Here is a 15,614-nt window from a genome sequence, read left to right as displayed (position 1 = left end):
CAGTACTTAGGTGGTTGAAGAATAAAAATGGACCGCAATATTACTTGATATTGCGGTCTTTTGTCAGGTTCCATTGCTGGTCTTATTCGCCGATGATCTTGACCAGTACGCGCTTTTTCCTGCCACCGTCGAATTCGCCGTAAAATATCTGTTCCCCTGTTCCGAAGTCCAGCTTGCCTTCGGTAATAGCCACTACCACCTCGCGACCCATGACCTGCCTTTTCATATGGGCATCGGCGTTGTCTTCATATCCGTTATGCCGGTACTGGCTTACGGGTTCGTGCGGGGCAAGTTTCTCCAGCCAGACGTCATAGTCGTGGTGCAACCCTGATTCATCGTCATTTATGAATACGCTGGCAGTGATGTGCATGGCGTTGACAAGGCACAGGCCTTCCCTGACTCCTGACCGGGCCAGGCATTCCTCCACATTCGGGGTAATGTTGATGAAGGCGCGGCGGCCTGGCACCTCAAACCACAGTTCATGTCTGTAAGATTTCATAAGTATCCTGAAATTAAGTCCGCTCATGAGTGGGGTAGGGCGGTTGAAGGTGACAGTGCGAATCGTTATGCGAAATTATGTACGGTACTTGCCGAATTGAATTTAGGCATTAAAGTGGAACGTAATGTGAAAAGTTCCGGATTCGTTATCAGACGTTCTCAATGATCAACCGGAAGCAGGATGAAGTGCGTTTCAGCTCTTCAGCACCAGATAGCTCCGGTTATCTCTGCTGAAGTCCGGTTAGGCAGTATCCTCTGCTTGACATCAGCACCCGGCAGATGGTTGATTCACTTTCCGGTATAGAAATTGGTCAGGCGTGCTGTTATGGCCCGGAAATGACCTGTTTTATACAATAACAAAAAAAGCCGATCTCAGATACACCCTGTTTGCGTGGCTTACCAGAGCAAAAAGTGTTTTTGCCATGGGCAAGTGGCTGGCTCGTTGGACGCTCTGTACACCAAATTTCAGCCCGATGGGGCATTTGGGACAGCTTGGTTCTTTACAGGAGGAAGTTATGGATAATAGTTATGCTGAAAGTATTGCATCAGATATAATGCAGATGCTGGAGTCTGCAAAAGGCAGCGGTCTGGACTTGAACTCAGGTTTTCAGAACGATGCATTGAAGGCAGAGCATTTTGCATTCGGATATCTTTTTTACCCCCGCGAGATGTTGCTGCAGATTCCGCATCTGCCCCAGTCTGTGCGCAAGAAGGTAAAGAAATCCAATATACTGGGACTTGTTGATTTAGAAGGTCGTAAAGTGGGGATTCATCTGGTGTGCTCGCTTGCAAAGGGCTTTGACGAGATCAAGTCTGCTGAAGACATTCTCGCAGGGATCAACGGCAAGGAACTGATGGATTTCAAGGAGCAGATAGCCGGAATTCTGCATAAGGATCTTGTAGGTAAGACGGAAAAGAAGGCTGACGCTTAAAGGGGCACCGAGAACGGCAAATTGAGTTGGTGCGGATTTGATTCTGTTCGCGTCCAGTCCACTGTCGTTTAAGGTCTGCGATTGACTATCAAAAGCCGCGGTGCACGTCACTGCGGCTTTTATTGCTTGTTGCGAAGCAGTTTGCCTATGATCTGGACGAGTTCATCAATTTTGACCGGTTTGGACGAATAGGCATCCATTCCGCTGCTCAGGAATTTTTCCCGGTCCCCTTCCATGGCGTAAGCAGTAAGGGCCACTATGGGAATGTCGTTACCTGATTCTCTGATCTTTTGAGTTGCCTGCAGGCCGTCCATCTCCGGCATCTGGACGTCCATAAGGATGACATCGAACGGACCTTCGTTTTCAAGAAGTTCAATTGTTTCAATGCCGTTACAGGCTGTTTCCACGGTAAAGCCTTCCTCGGTAAGGAAATGGGAAATGTAGACCTGATTGGTAGCGTTGTCTTCGGCGAGAAGAATTCTGGCTCCGATCTTTTTGGGTTTGGCAATACCGAGATGCTCATCGGCAGGGGTTTCCAGACATTCGCCATCACTTGATTTCAGTTTTACAGTGAATTTGAATTCAGTTCCCCAACCTTCACGACTGGTGAAGGATATCCTGCCGCCCATCATTTCCACCAGCTGTCGGGAAATGGCCAGCCCCAAGCCACTGCCGGGGTGCCGTTTGGAATACCCTGCATTAAGCTGCACAAAGCTTTCAAACAGCTTGCCGGCCTTGTCCTCCGAAATGCCTATCCCGGTATCCTTGACCCGGAATTCCAGAACCGCGCCTTCCTCGTAGCTGCCAACATGGTCGACAGAAATCTCCACATACCCTTTTTCCGTGAACTTGATGGCATTGCCCACGAGGTTGATGATAATCTGTCCCAGACGGTATTCGTCTCCATGGTAGCAGCGTGAGACATGGTCGCTGATGCTGGCCCGCAGTTCGATGCCTTTTTCCTCAGCCTGAACCCTGAGTACTGAAATCTGTTTGTCGAGCATATCGTAGAGATTGAAGTCCTCGGGGCGCAGCTCCATTTTGCGGGCTTCGATCTTGGAAATATCCAGAATGTCGTTGATGATGTGCAGCAATGATTCCGCTGCTTTTTTTACGGTAACCAGATAACCTTTTTGTTCTCTGGTAAGGTTCGTGTTCAGGGTCATCTCGCTCATACCGATGATGGCGCTGATTGGAGTCCGGATTTCATGGCTCATGTTAGCCAGAAATTCACTCTTGGCCCGACTGGCTTCCTCTGCTGCATCTCTTGCTTCGCAGAGCTCAACCTCACCGCGCTTGCGCTCGGTTATATCCTGTCCTACTGACAGTACTCCTAGTGCATCTCCCTTGGCATCCAGCAGTCTTGAGTACGACCACTGCATCAGCCTTTCTTCTCCGTTGCTGACCATGACGAAGTTTTCCTGCAGTCGGAGAGGGGTCCCGGAAAGCACCGAGGCAAACTGCCGCGAACTTTCCCCCCAGAGCCTTTCTGGCACGAATAGTTCAAAATAGTTGCGCCCCAGCACCTCATGGCGGGTCCGGCCGAAAAGCTCCTCCGCCATGCGGTTGAACTCAAGTATTTTTTTATCCGGGGAGAGCAGTATGATTACACTTTCCGCTGTCTTTACCAGCGACCGGAAACGGTAGGCACTTTCCTTGAGCGCTTCTTCGACCTTTTTTCTTGTTGTTATGTCTTCGACCGTAGCAACAACCTTATTGATTTTTCCGCCGCTGGCGAAGAGAGGGGAGGCGTTGATGGAGAGCAGAACCCTGCGTCCGTCGGCCCAGTGAATGGCATGCCGTATATCAAGGACGGCGTTCCTGATCTTCATTACCCTGTTGAAAGCAAGCCTTTCCTCTGGAAAAGGAGTCCCATCGTGAGAGCTTATTTTCCATACCGGGTCATTATGCTGCTTTCCAATTATATCGTTTCTGGTAACTCCATGCACCCTTGCAGCCTGATCATTGGCAAAGATGATCCGCCCGTCGCTGTCCATGACAAGGATGCCCATGGGGCTGGTTTCCATGATGCTGCCCATGAGATCCCTTTCGCGCTGAAGCTCTGTCTCAACTTTTTTCCTTTTGTCGATGTTGAGATACAGAAAGGCGATGAAAGCAAGCAGCACTGAAATAATAATTCCGGCACCGATCACAAGGATACGGTCCAGGTTCCCTGAACCGAGTTCAGTCAGGGTATTGGAAAGCCAGCCCTGTGCAAGGGCATCAGTGTATCCGACCAGCGTGGCCAGAATTACAAACAGTGTGGTACGCAGCATAGGTTGTTAGGGTACGGAATGGTTTTTCATCGAATATGTCATAGGTTAAAATAATACTTTATAAATACACCAATAGCTCTAATAGCCAAGCAGAGCAAGACCACAGTTAAAAATATTGATTACAATAGTGATCACACCCTTCCTTGGAGTTGGAGTCCCTTTATCAGACCGAAGCATCCGGCCAGCATCATGTCTCCGCCCGGAGAGGGAAATTCGACCGGAAAGCCTTGCAGCAGTGATCTTTTGGGGCCCATCACATAAGTCGGGGTAAATCCGTTTGCCCCTTCGGGCAGTTCCAGGGTCATGCAGCCATGTCCCCAGTCATCGAAAACAGTCTGGAAGTCGAGTTTTCCGGAGCGGAACAACAGGGTATCAGCCCAGAGTTTTTCGGGGGTCATGTTGCCGGTGTGGTGTTCATACACACCGAAGACAGCTCCTTTGTAGAGCAGGAATGCGATAGTGTGGCTGTTGCCGACATTAATCAGGCAGATGCCTTCGCGGTGGCTGTGTTCCAGTATCTTGTCAACGAAAAGGCATCCCAGCACCGCAGCAGCTCCGGTATCCGAAACCGGTCCCCCACCTATCGAATCCTGAAGCTCAGCCATCCGGGTGAATTCTTCCGGAACCGTGTCAAAGAGGAGGCTCTCCGGCCTTCCGTCATGGTCAATCAGCAACCTTTTCCAGAGGTTGAACCGGCCGATGCGGTTGCTCTTTCCTGGATGGTAGCCGTGGTCCTGAACTGATGCCGTTACAAGATCAGGATATTCAAGTCCCGCAGCAGCAAGGAAGCACTGCCACCATCCGGCATCGAAATCACAGAGGTGTACCGGGGTGCATCCGGCAGGCAGTGATTCGCTCAGGATGATCCCTTTGCTTTCCAGTCGCTTCAGATCATCACCAAGAGCCAGTGCGGACCGCGGGTGGGCGTATACCTTGTTTCCGGCTTCCATGTGCGGAAATACCGCCCGGGCAAATCCTCCACCCATGTTTTTCCCGGTCAGGTAGATGTCACCACCAGTTCCGGTGATGCGGCGGATTTTTCCGCCTACCACCCGCGCAGGAGAGGGCAGTACGAACTTGAAACAGTTTTCGATTTCCACCCCTTCAATGTAGTAAAGAACATCCTGTGTGCCGCTGCCGATATCCAGACTCAGTATTTTTCTGCCCAATGTGCTGTTCTCCGCTAGATGTGCATGATGTTGAAATATGTTGCAGACTGGAATAATTTCCGTCAATTGAAAACAGAACCATGTTCTAATGTTAAGTCGACACAGATTCTGAACCTTTTACTCTCTGTCCGTAATGTTCAAACTCATCCTACTTGCAATGGCAGTCCTTTTTCTGCTTCCGTCACCGCTTGTCCTGTTTGGTATCCTTTTCAACTGGCGGACCGTTCGTAATAGACCGACAGATCAGATTTTACGGGAACTGGGCGGTGCAATTGTTTCTGCAGGCATGAGTCTGTTTATTGCAGTATGCACCAGACCATTTACTTTTCTGAACCGGTTGCCCCTGTTCGCAAAGGGATCTGACCAGCGGCCTATTCTGATGGTCCACGGACTTTATCATAACAGGACGGCATGGCTGTTCATGAAGCACAGGTTGAACCGGGAGGGATTCGGCAGCCTGTACACATGGCAGTATAACAGCTTCATAACATCCTACCCGGAGCTTGTTCTGGCCTTGCGTCGTGAAATCAGGCGCATATATGAAGAAAGCGGAGAAGAGCAGGTTACCCTTGTAGGGCACTCCCTTGGCGGGCTGCTTATATCCGGTGCCTCAGCTGATCTGCAGGTTGAAAAAATGGTGCGGGGACTGATTACTCTTGGAACCCCATTCAAGGGCAGTATACTGGCTGTTATGGCACCGGGAAGGCTGGGGCGCAGCCTGCATCCTGAAAGTGCCCTGTTCAGGGGGGAAAACCGGATTACTTACCCCGACATTGCAAAGACGGCCATAATCTCTCCCACCGATGAAATGGTTCTGCCGTGGGAAAATTTGGAACCTGACCCGGACAAATGGGATATTGTACGCTGCAGTGCCATGGGGCATGTGGCGATGCTTTACAGCCGCAAGGTATCCGCAACGGTAGGGCGGTTGATTAAGCGAATGTAGTTTATAAATGGCGCCTTCAGTTGAAAGCGCAAAGCGCATCAAAACCAGCTTCGCAGACCTTTCCCTATTCAGGCTTCTCAATCTCTATCTTGTTAAGCGTGCGATGTTTGCGCAGTGCTGCTGAGCGCAGGCATTTTCCGTAAATCCTTCTTTTTTCTTTCAGTGCTTCCCTCTGGGATGCAAGTTGCGCCTGCTCATCTCCTTTAGGTTTGTATTTTATCTTGATTCCCCGGAAGGCGACCATAATTTTTTTATCCTGGAATTTTTCATCCAGCTCGTTGATTATGTCGGATTCAGTGGGGTATTTGTCTTCAAAATTATTGACCCAGAAATAGATTTCGAAATCAAGACCGAAGTTCCCGAACCGTTTGAAGAATACTACCGGTTCAGGCTCTTTGAGAATGTTCGGATGCTTGCTGAGCACCTTCATCATCACTTTGGTGGCTTTTTTGATCTTAGTTCCCGGAGCAAGAGTTACGGGGATTGTTACCCGGATGCGGGTATCCTGATAGTTCAGGTTGATTATTTCACCCTTCAGGAAGCTTGAGTTCGGGATGATGATCATGCTGTTGTCCAACGTGCGCATGGTTGTGTTGCGAATGGAAACATCCACAACCTTTCCGATGAGATTCTTATGCTGCAGGGTGTCCCCTTTCTTTATCGATCCTCCGAAAAGTATGATCAGGCCGCTGACGAAGTTGCTGACGATGTCCTTGAGCCCGAAGCCGACACCGATGGACAGGCCGCTGGCTATCCAGGTCAGGGCCGACATGGGTATGCCCATGAGCGAGAAGGAGCTCAGCAGGAAAACCACCCAGACGATGTACGAACCGATTGTGGACAGGGTGTGCGCAAGTGACGACTCAATGCGGCGTCCTCCTATAGAGGTGCTGTTGACAAATGAGTTGAGCCAGAACAGCACCAGACGTGCAGTGAAAAACAGGATCAGGATATAAAAAATACTCTTGATGGATATGTCCGCACCGGCGACTTTTATGTCCATGTGCCGGAAGACAAACTTGGCAAAAGGCATTCCTCCCATGTAGGCGGTTGCCCAGCCTATGAACAGGAATATGATAACCGAGACCGAAAGGGGATAGAACAGCTGGACCATCCGGTTATGGTGCAGTGCCTCCTGCCTTGCCTCTTCGGCATGTCTGATTAATTCTTCATCCGACTCCTCGTCATCTCCAGACTGGGCGTGTTCCGGTACTGCGGGCAGGTCGGTGATCATGATTGTCTTGAGTGCCGTGCAGATCTGCAGGGTTACGAGGAAGAGCAGCCATATCTGGGTAAGGATCATCGCCTGACTGCCGAAGCCGAAAAGGGTTACAAATGATCCGGCTCCGAGGATGAACCTGCTGGCCTTAGATGTGGCACGGGTCACGCTCAGATTGTATACCCTTCGATTTGCGTGAATAAATGCCAGTCCTCCGAGACTGAGGAAAAACCATATGATCCCGAGGCAGTCCATGGGAATGGTCAGCATGTGCAGGATGTCTCCGGCAGTCATCAGGCACCAGAGAGTGAACATGGGGCTTAGAATCAGCGGGGCGGGTTTGGCCTTTTCCCTAGCCCACAGAAAATTGCGTGAGCAGATGATGACTCCGAGGGTTATTGCCTCGGTCCAGATCAGCCCTGTAATCTGGTTGGATGTAAACAGGGTCATCATCCTTGCTGCATATACTCCAAAACCCAGAGAAATAAGCAGCAACCCGGAATTGTAATATGAAATCCTGTGGGTGCTGAACATTGACCGTTTAAGAAGATGGCTGACAAGGTTGCGCAGGACAACCCACAAGAGCACGGTGAAGCCGGTAAGGAAGGCGAGGAACTTTCCCCATTGCACCCATACGATGAGCGGGTGGTAGAATTTCGAGTAGTTCTCGTTCCATTCGTGGAACGCGTAGGTTATATCAGGCCAGTTCTCAGGGGAGAGCAGGGACAGTCCTTGAGAAAAGTAAAAATCGTGCATGGTCTGGGCATAGAAATCCTGAGTCACCCTGCGGTCTTCCTGAAGACCCTTGTTCAGCTCATCAGCCCTGTCGAGGGCCGAATCGATATTTTTTTTCAGGGATGCTGCATCGTCACGAAGGACCAGATATTGCGATTTGGCACTTTGAAGAAGAGCGATAAGCGCTGTGTCAGTTATCTTGCTTTTGAAATGAATCTGGGCCAGCACGTCGAAATCGCGTTTTATCTTTCTCAGCCTGTTTTTTTCGGTAAGCAGATCGGACTTGGCCAGTTCGATGTACGACTCAACTGCATCAAGCTGCATCAGGACCGTCCGGTAGGACCACGGGCTGCCTTTGGCAAGTCCCCGGAGCATTTTCAACTGGTCGAGCCTGCTTTGAGCTTTGAGCATCTGGCGGTCAAACAGATCAATCATTGCCGGGGTGTGCTTGTCGAGTTCCTGTACCATCCGGGTCTGAGCAGCTATGTCACTCTCAAGGCTCACGATCATGCTTCGCCACGTATCTTCCGAGCTTTCAGCTGAGTATGAAATGGAGCTGCCGAAAAAGATGAATCCGGCCAACGCCAGCGCAAGAAATTTAATGGTGGATCTGTTCATGGTTTCTCCAAGGCTTGACAAGTCGGGGACAAATCCGGTTTATTACTGATGTCCGCTGAATACCACCCTGCTGTTTTTATCGAAAAGCAGTCCTGATTCATTACAGCCTGTCTGTGATTTTCCTGTCATTATAGGTTCTTCAACCTGTTTCTGCCTGCATATGACTTCTATGGGCAGAGTGCCTGCAATGTATTTTCGGCGTTGAGTTTCTTATTTCAAAAAAACATATCCGACTGTACTAAATGTGCTTGAAAAACAAAACATATTTTCAAACGAGTCAATAGGAGTGATCGTGTCCAACATCTATCTGATCGGCCCAAGGGCATGCGGCAAGACCACTGTGGGGAAGCTTCTGGCCGGATACCTGAAATGTGATTTTTACGACAGTGATGCAGTGCTTGTGGAGCGTGCCGGGTGCGATATTGCCGAGTACGTTGCCCGGAACGGCTGGGACGGTTTCCGTGATCTGGAAGTGGCTGTGCTGGCAGATCTGTCCGGAGTCGAGAACGCGGTAATTTCCTGCGGAGGGGGCATTGTGGTGCGCGATGAGAACTTTGCCGTGTTGCGCAACGGCTTTACCGTCTACATCAAGGCCGACGTGGAGGTGCTCGCAGCCAGACTTGAGGCAGACCCGGCCCACGGTCAGCGTCCGTCACTTACCGGAAAGCCGCTGGTTGAAGAAATCAGGGATGTTCTTGAAGCCCGGGAAGACCTTTACAAAGGCTGTGCATCTTTTATTGCCGACGGCGCGGCCCCGGTGGAAACGGTCTGCGAACAGATCTTAACAAGTTACAGGTCCTTTGAGCTGGAGGAAAAATAAATGAGCGGAAGTACATTTGGACAGATTTTCAGGGTTACTACTTACGGAGAATCCCACGGTCCCGGACTTGGTGGAATAATAGATGGCTGCCCTGCAGGAATTGAGCTCAACGAGGATATGGTGCAGCTTGAGCTTGACCGCAGAAAGCCGGGGCAGGGAATTGCCAGTACCGCCCGCAAGGAGCCCGACCGGGTCAGAATTCTGTCCGGCGTGTTTGAGGGCAGGACCACCGGTACCCCCATCGGTTTTCACATTGAGAATACGGACCAGCGTTCCCGCGACTATTCCCAGATCATGAATGTGTACCGTCCCGGTCATGCGGACCTGACCTTTGATGCCAAATACGGTTTTCGTGACTATCGTGGCGGAGGGCGCTCTTCGGGACGTGAAACAGTTTCGCGTGTTGCTGCAGGGGCTGTGGCTCAGGAATTGTTGAGGCAGAATGGAATAGAATGTCAGGCCTATACTACCCGTATCGGTGGTATAGAAGGTGGCGTTGTGTCTCCGGAAAAGGCCCATGAGCTGCCGTTTTTTGCTGCTGATCCGGAAATTGTTCCCCTCTGGGAGGAGCGAGTTAAGAATATTCGTTCACAGGGCGATACCCTTGGCGGGGTGGTGGAGGTTTGCGTCAGAAATGTGCCTGCCGGACTCGGTGAGCCGGTATTCGACAAGATTGATGCCCGTCTGGCCGGAGCTCTGATGTCCGTAGGTGCGGTCAAGGGAGTGGAAATCGGTTCCGGGTTCCGGGCTGCTGACTCTCTCGGCAGCGAGAATAACGATTTTATTGATGAATCAGGTTTTATGTCCAACAATGCTGGTGGGATTCTCGGCGGTATCTCCAGCGGACAGAATATCGTGGTGCGGGCCTATGTGAAGCCTATACCGTCCATAAGCAAGCCGCAACAGACCGTTGACCGTGATGGCAAGGCTACTGAAATAAGTATCGGAGGCAGGCATGATATTTGCGCCATTCCGCGAATCGTGCCGGTGCTTAAGGCCATGGCCATGCTTACCATTGCTGATTTTCTGCTTCTGCAGCGCCGTATGAAGTAAGATTTAATAATTGCAGGAAAAGATTATAAAAAGCTCCCGGTTCCGTAAGGAACCGGGAGCTTTTTATATTGCTATTTAGCTGCGCGGAGGCTGGCTACGAGCCCGTTCAGATCTTCAGCAAGCCTTGCCAGTTCTGTGATCGCCTGACTGGCAACAGACATGCCGCCTGATGTTTCTCCGGATACGATTTTAATGTCTTCAATGGCACGGTTAATCTCTTCGCTGGTGTAGGACTGTTCTTCGGATGCAGTCGCGATTGAACGGACCTGATCTGAAGTTGAAGCAACGTGTTCAAGAATTCGGACCAGTGAATCCTTGGACTCGTGAGCGTAGTTTGTTGCTTTGCTCACAGCCTCGTTCACAGTCTCAACTCCCCTGATATTTTTGGAGGCACCATTCTGGATGTTGGCTATGGCCGCTCCGACTTCGCCTGTGGCAGCCATGGTCTTTTCTGCCAGCTTGCGGACTTCATCAGCAACTACAGCAAAACCTCGTCCGGCTTCTCCGGCCCGTGCGGCCTCGATTGCTGCATTCAGGGCCAGCAGGTTGGTCTGGTCTGCAATATCAGTAATTACATTCATGACATTGCCGATGGCCTTTGCCTGTTCACCAAGTTCATCCATGTTTCCTTTCAGCTCTTCGGCCTGATTGTTGACAACCTGAATGGCCTCAACCGATTTATCTACAATATTCGAACCTTCTTCAGCGTTTCCTCTGGTCTGATCAGCACTTTCCGCAGCTCTTGATGCGCTCCCCGCAACCTCCAGGACAGTGGCGTTCATTTCTTCCATGGCTACAGCGGTCTCAGAAATACGCTGCTGCTGTTTTTCAGCTCCAGAGCTGACCTGCTCAACCAGTGCCGAGAGATCCTGAAAAGATGTCAGCAGATCTGTTACCAGCTCCTCAAGCAGGTTTGCAGCTTCATGCATGCCTTTGACCTTGGCCTGTTCGCTCTCGGTCTTGGCTTTTTCCGCCTCGGCGCGTGCTATTTCGGCTTTTTCCGTTTCGATCCTGCTCTGCTCACTAAGCTTGTTTGCCTCGCTTATTTTTTCCTTGAGGCTCATAACCATGTGTTCAAGAGAATCCTTGAGAATATCCATCTCTCCTTTGAAACGTCCGGTGAGGGTGCTGTCCAGGTCGCCGGCAGCGACTCCGGCGGAGAAGTCGACAAGGCTTGCCAGAGGCTTGTTCAGGCTGCGGCGGATGATGAAAATACAGCCGAATGCAGCAATGGCTATGAAAATGACATCAAAGAGCTGGGTGTCTGTCTGGATTTTATCAATGGCGGCATTGAATGCATCCTGCTGGCGGGCAACAATTGTGTCTATGTTGTCGATATAAACTCCCATTCCGATAATCCAGCCCCACGGCTTGAATTCCTTGACATATGAAAGCTTGGGAGCCTCTTTGCCGGTCGCAGGGTTGTCCCACCAGTATTTCACATAGCCTTCCCCGTTGTTCTCCTTGACGGTGCGGACCATTTCTACAAAGAGGTTTTTACCCTTGCTGTCGGTAATTCCTGAAATATCCTGTCCGTTGAGTGCTGGTTTCATGGGGTGCATGATCATTTTCGGGCCGGAATCGTTGATCCAGAAGTATTTGTCTTCACCAAGGCGCATCTTGGCAACCTGATCAAGGGCTTCCTTTTTCATCTGGGCGCTGATGTCCTCAACCCACGTTCCGGTTCCCAGAACCCATCCCAGCTCCGGAATAAATTTTATATACGAAACTTTAAGCTTGGCTTCCTTTTCTCCCGGACGCGGCCAGAGGTAGGACGCCATGCCTTCGCCCTGCTTTTGGGCGATGTCGGTCATCTGCTTGATTATAAGTGTGCCGGCTGAATCCTTGAGGCCGGAAAGATCCTTCCCGACAAGAGACCTGTTGGGATGAACAACCATTCTGCTGTCCAGATCGTGAATCCAGATATAGTTGTCGCCATCGTATTTTGTGTCTTCAATAAGAGCCTTTATACGCTCCCTTACGACCTCAGGAGGCAGAATGCCGTTGAACTTACGGTAGATTGCGTCAGCCTGGGAAGCTGCAGCATCAATAATCTGCTTCAGGTTGCCTGCTTCGTGCAGTTTGAGTGCTTCTATGTCCTGAGATCTGTCATAGTATGATTTGACTACACTGTAGGCCAGTTCAACTGAATCGTGCAGTTTGCTTTTTTCTTCCTTCTCAATCTCAACGCGATACTCTGCCGAACGGGCCTGAATGAATTCATTCAGGTTGTAGTTGGTGAACAGGGAAAAGAATACGCCTTCCAGAGCCAGAGCCACTATGATCAGAAGTGTGGTTTTTACTGCAATAGATTGTAACGGTGATATCTTTTTCATTGTTTCCCTCCCAGAGTGAGTATCGTGAGCTTTGCACAATTAATATATTCGGAGCAAAAAGGTAAGATCAGATTTGGGATTGATCGTCTTAACACTACACCATCGAGGCCAATATATCACTTATTAATTTGCCGTGCAGAAAACAAAAAAGTGCTCCGGTTGTACCTGAAGCACTTTTCTATATAATTTGTCAGTGAGGCTGATCAGGACTGCATGTTGCTTATGAGCTCTTTGATTTTGGCTGCAAGCTTGGCAACTTCGTTGATTGCCATTGCGGACTGGGTTGTTGTCTCAGCCGATTCAGCTGAAATCACGTTAATTTCTTCCGTGGCCCTGCTGATCTGTTCACTTGTGGCAGACTGCTCTTCTGCGGCAGTGGCAATGCCGTGGATCTGATCGGCAGAGACTTCCACCATGTGTACAATCTCATCAAGAGCCTTGCCTGAACGTGCTACAAGGTCTGTAGACTCTACAATTGCCTCGACCGCATGTTCCGTTGCAGTGATGTTTACCTTGGTGCTGTTCTGGATTGAAGCGATAGCCTGCCCAACTTCCTTGGTGGCATCCATGGTCTTTTCCGCCAGCTTGCGCACCTCGTCTGCGACCACGGCGAAACCTCGGCCGGCCTCTCCGGCCCGGGCTGCTTCAATGGCGGCGTTAAGGGCGAGCAGGTTGGTCTGATCTGCTATGTCGGTGATGACGTTCATAACCTTACCGATGGAATCAGTCTGAAGGCCGAGCTGTTCCATGCTGACCCTGAGCTCTTCGGAGTTGGCCTCAAGGGCTTTGATTGATTTTACCACCATTCCTACAAGATCCTGTCCTTCAAGGGCTTTTTCCTTAGTGGCCCTTGCGTTTTCGGATGCTTCACTGGCACTGCGAGCAACTTCCATTACCGTGGAATTCATCTGCTCCATGGCGGTAGCTGTTTCGCTTGCGCGCTGCTGCTGGACTTCCGCACCTCTGCGTGATTCGTCAACCTGTGCTGAAAGCTCGTCAGCGGCAGAGGAAAGCTGGTCGGAGATGTCGTCCGCTTCACGGGCCGTGTCAGCAATTTTGTCACGCTGGGCAATAACGGCCTGTTCGTTGTTCTTCATCTCGGTGATGTCATTCATGATCATGAAAGCACCTATCAGCCTGTTATCGAGGTCGTGGAGAGGTGCCACATCTATAACTGCAAAGAACGCGGTCCCCTTTTCGGTTGCACCGTTGATTTCAATGTTCGAGAATTCTTTGTTTTCCCTGATGCAGCTCCCAATGTTGCCGGTTATGGCGGTGTCCTTGATCAGGGCGTTTACTTTCTGTCCGATTACGCCTTCAGGCTTTGCAGCGGATTCGTACTGGGTCAGCATGTGTTGGTTGATGAAGGTGATCTTTTCATCGAGGTCGACAACTATGCAGGGCTGCGGCAGGCCCTTGAGCAGACCGCCGGAGAATCCGAGTTTATTTTTGAGTTCAAGGACCATGCTTTTTACGGAGGAGATTGTCCTCCCGATAACGTCATTTGCTGCGTATTCAAGGTCGGTATCATAGTCACCGTCAGATACCCGGGCGGTGAAGTCCGATAGCTGCTGCAGCGGTCTGGTTGTTGCCTTGAGCAGCAGGAGCATTACCAGACAGGCAACGGCAAGTGCAATGACTGCTATGATGACGTTGGTTATGAATATCTCCCGGTCAACACCGTGGGACATGTCGGATTTGTTCATGATGAATGCGAATGACCATTGCCAGGGTTCGAAGGTGGTTATCAGAGCAGTCTTTTCGATCCCTTCAAACTGGTAGTCAACTTCGCCTTCTTTGGTGTTTGAAAAAACTTTCCAGAAATCGAAATCGGTCAGGCTTTTTCCAGTAAGAGTCGGGTGGAGCAGGATGTCGCCCTTAGAGTTGAATATTACCCCGTAACCTTCGCCGCCGACATTGGAGGATAAAACCACCTTTTGAAATTCTGGAGTCATTATTTTACGGCCTACGAAGATTACACTGACGATTCTGCCGCGCAGGTCTGTCAGCGGCTTGTAGGCGGCGATGTACCAGCCGTTTACCACGTAAGCCATGCCGAAATATGTTTTGCCTTCCATTACGGCTTTGTAAACTGGGCTGCTGGCAGGAATGTATGTTCCCACGGCGCGGTTTCCGTCAAGTTTGAGAACGTTTGTGGATACCCGCAGCAGCTTGTCCGGTAACACTTCGAAAATAGTTGCGGTTCCACCTACGCTTTTCTGCAGATCATCAACGATGTCATATTGTCCGTTGATTGCGATTCCCCCGAACTCAAGTGAAGGAATGCTGATAGTCTCACTTTCCTTTGTTACCTGATTGGTAATCGTGGTGGTGATGGGTGCCCTTTTGTTAAGTTTGGGGAAGCCCATGGAGAATATTTTTTTGTCAAGGATATCAATGTCAGATTTGACCTTGTCCAGCAGAATTGCGTTCTGCATTTCCATAATGGAATGTATGTTTTTGGCGATGGAACTCATTGTCGTCTGCCCGAGTCCCTGAAGGGAATGCTGTACCTTGTAGAGGTTTATTCCTGTCATGAACACAATGGTCGACAAAATAATACCGACTGCGCCGAGCATGAGTTTGGTCTGGAAAGGCAATTTGCTGAACATACACAACTCCTGATCCATTTTTAAGTTCTATCATTCGCGACAGGACGGCTTCCCGGCAGGCCCTGCAGAATAACTTATGGCTGTTGGCAGTATTCAGATCTCATCTGAATTTTTTCAACGCTAGCTTATACATTTTCATTGTGCATGCTGTCTGGAGAACCGGGCAAGAAATTTTACCACCCCGTTTTCCCGTTCATGTTCTATGCGGGAAATGCCTGGTTCGGCCTTTGCAAAATGCACAACTACACAATCCCCTAGTGCAACCCTTTCCCAGAAATCAGTTTCCACGCTGGCAGACCTTTTCCTTGGCAGTCCGGAAGGATCTATGAAGCGATATTGGATCATATGCTTGCCAATGTCTTCATTCGGGCCAGTATCATTGTTTCGGACATTTTTACCG

Annotated in this window: 10 protein-coding genes; 4 read left to right on the top strand and 6 right to left on the bottom strand. The window is 50.1% G+C overall.

Annotated features, from left to right (window positions below):
* Window positions 1-82: 82 nt before the first annotated feature.
* Window positions 83-499 carry a secondary thiamine-phosphate synthase enzyme YjbQ gene (locus N7E73_RS03855; protein ID WP_432737711.1) on the bottom strand — a complete coding sequence of 139 codons (417 nt, stop codon included), beginning with the start codon at window positions 497-499 and terminating at the stop codon, window positions 83-85.
* Between the two features lie 514 nt (window positions 500-1,013).
* Between N7E73_RS03855 and N7E73_RS03850 the strand changes: the two genes are divergently transcribed.
* A complete protein-coding gene (locus N7E73_RS03850) occupies window positions 1,014-1,430 on the top strand; it encodes a hypothetical protein (RefSeq protein ID WP_432737710.1) in 417 nt (138 codons plus the stop codon).
* A 119-nt stretch (window positions 1,431-1,549) separates the two neighbouring features.
* Here N7E73_RS03850 and N7E73_RS03845 read toward each other — a convergent pair whose 3' ends face one another.
* Together N7E73_RS03845 and N7E73_RS03840 are read right to left on the bottom strand one after the other, a co-directional pair.
* Window positions 1,550-3,706 carry a PAS domain S-box protein gene (locus N7E73_RS03845; RefSeq protein ID WP_432737709.1) on the bottom strand — a complete coding sequence of 719 codons (2,157 nt, stop codon included), beginning with the start codon at window positions 3,704-3,706 and terminating at the stop codon, window positions 1,550-1,552.
* Between the two features lie 131 nt (window positions 3,707-3,837).
* Window positions 3,838-4,875 carry a DUF1786 domain-containing protein gene (locus N7E73_RS03840; protein WP_432737708.1) on the bottom strand — a complete coding sequence of 346 codons (1,038 nt, stop codon included), beginning with the start codon at window positions 4,873-4,875 and terminating at the stop codon, window positions 3,838-3,840.
* Between the two features lie 133 nt (window positions 4,876-5,008).
* On the opposite strand from N7E73_RS03840, the gene N7E73_RS03835 reads away from it, so the two are divergent.
* Window positions 5,009-5,821 (top strand): esterase/lipase family protein, encoded by an 813-nt coding sequence (locus tag N7E73_RS03835; protein ID WP_432737707.1) that lies wholly within the window; start codon window positions 5,009-5,011, stop codon window positions 5,819-5,821.
* A gap of 64 nt (window positions 5,822-5,885) precedes the next feature.
* On the opposite strand, the gene N7E73_RS03830 is transcribed toward N7E73_RS03835, so the two are convergent.
* On the bottom strand, window positions 5,886-8,393 hold the full coding sequence (locus tag N7E73_RS03830) for a mechanosensitive ion channel family protein (protein WP_432737706.1): 2,508 nt from the start codon (window positions 8,391-8,393) through the stop codon (window positions 5,886-5,888).
* A 280-nt stretch (window positions 8,394-8,673) separates the two neighbouring features.
* Here N7E73_RS03830 and aroL point away from each other — a divergent pair, with 280 nt between their 5' ends.
* Complete coding sequence (gene aroL / locus N7E73_RS03825; RefSeq protein WP_432738829.1) at window positions 8,674-9,213, top strand: shikimate kinase AroL; 540 nt, start codon at window positions 8,674-8,676, stop codon at window positions 9,211-9,213.
* Window positions 9,214-10,266: a chorismate synthase gene (gene aroC / locus N7E73_RS03820; protein WP_432737705.1), complete on the top strand. Its 1,053-nt coding sequence runs from the start codon at window positions 9,214-9,216 to the stop codon at window positions 10,264-10,266.
* 71 nt (window positions 10,267-10,337) lie between these two features.
* Here aroC and N7E73_RS03815 read toward each other — a convergent pair whose 3' ends face one another.
* Together N7E73_RS03815 and N7E73_RS03810 are read right to left on the bottom strand one after the other, a co-directional pair.
* On the bottom strand, window positions 10,338-12,602 hold the full coding sequence (locus N7E73_RS03815) for a methyl-accepting chemotaxis protein (protein WP_432737704.1): 2,265 nt from the start codon (window positions 12,600-12,602) through the stop codon (window positions 10,338-10,340).
* A gap of 203 nt (window positions 12,603-12,805) precedes the next feature.
* Window positions 12,806-15,214 (bottom strand): Cache 3/Cache 2 fusion domain-containing protein, encoded by a 2,409-nt coding sequence (locus tag N7E73_RS03810; protein WP_432737703.1) that lies wholly within the window; start codon window positions 15,212-15,214, stop codon window positions 12,806-12,808.
* Window positions 15,215-15,614: the final 400 nt, after the last annotated feature.

The sequence above is a fragment of the Maridesulfovibrio sp. FT414 genome (assembly GCF_050916235.1).
Lineage (GTDB): Bacteria > Desulfobacterota > Desulfovibrionia > Desulfovibrionales > Desulfovibrionaceae > Maridesulfovibrio.
The sequence above is the reverse complement of the archived record's forward strand: the minus strand, read 5'-3'. Positions and strand labels throughout refer to the sequence as shown.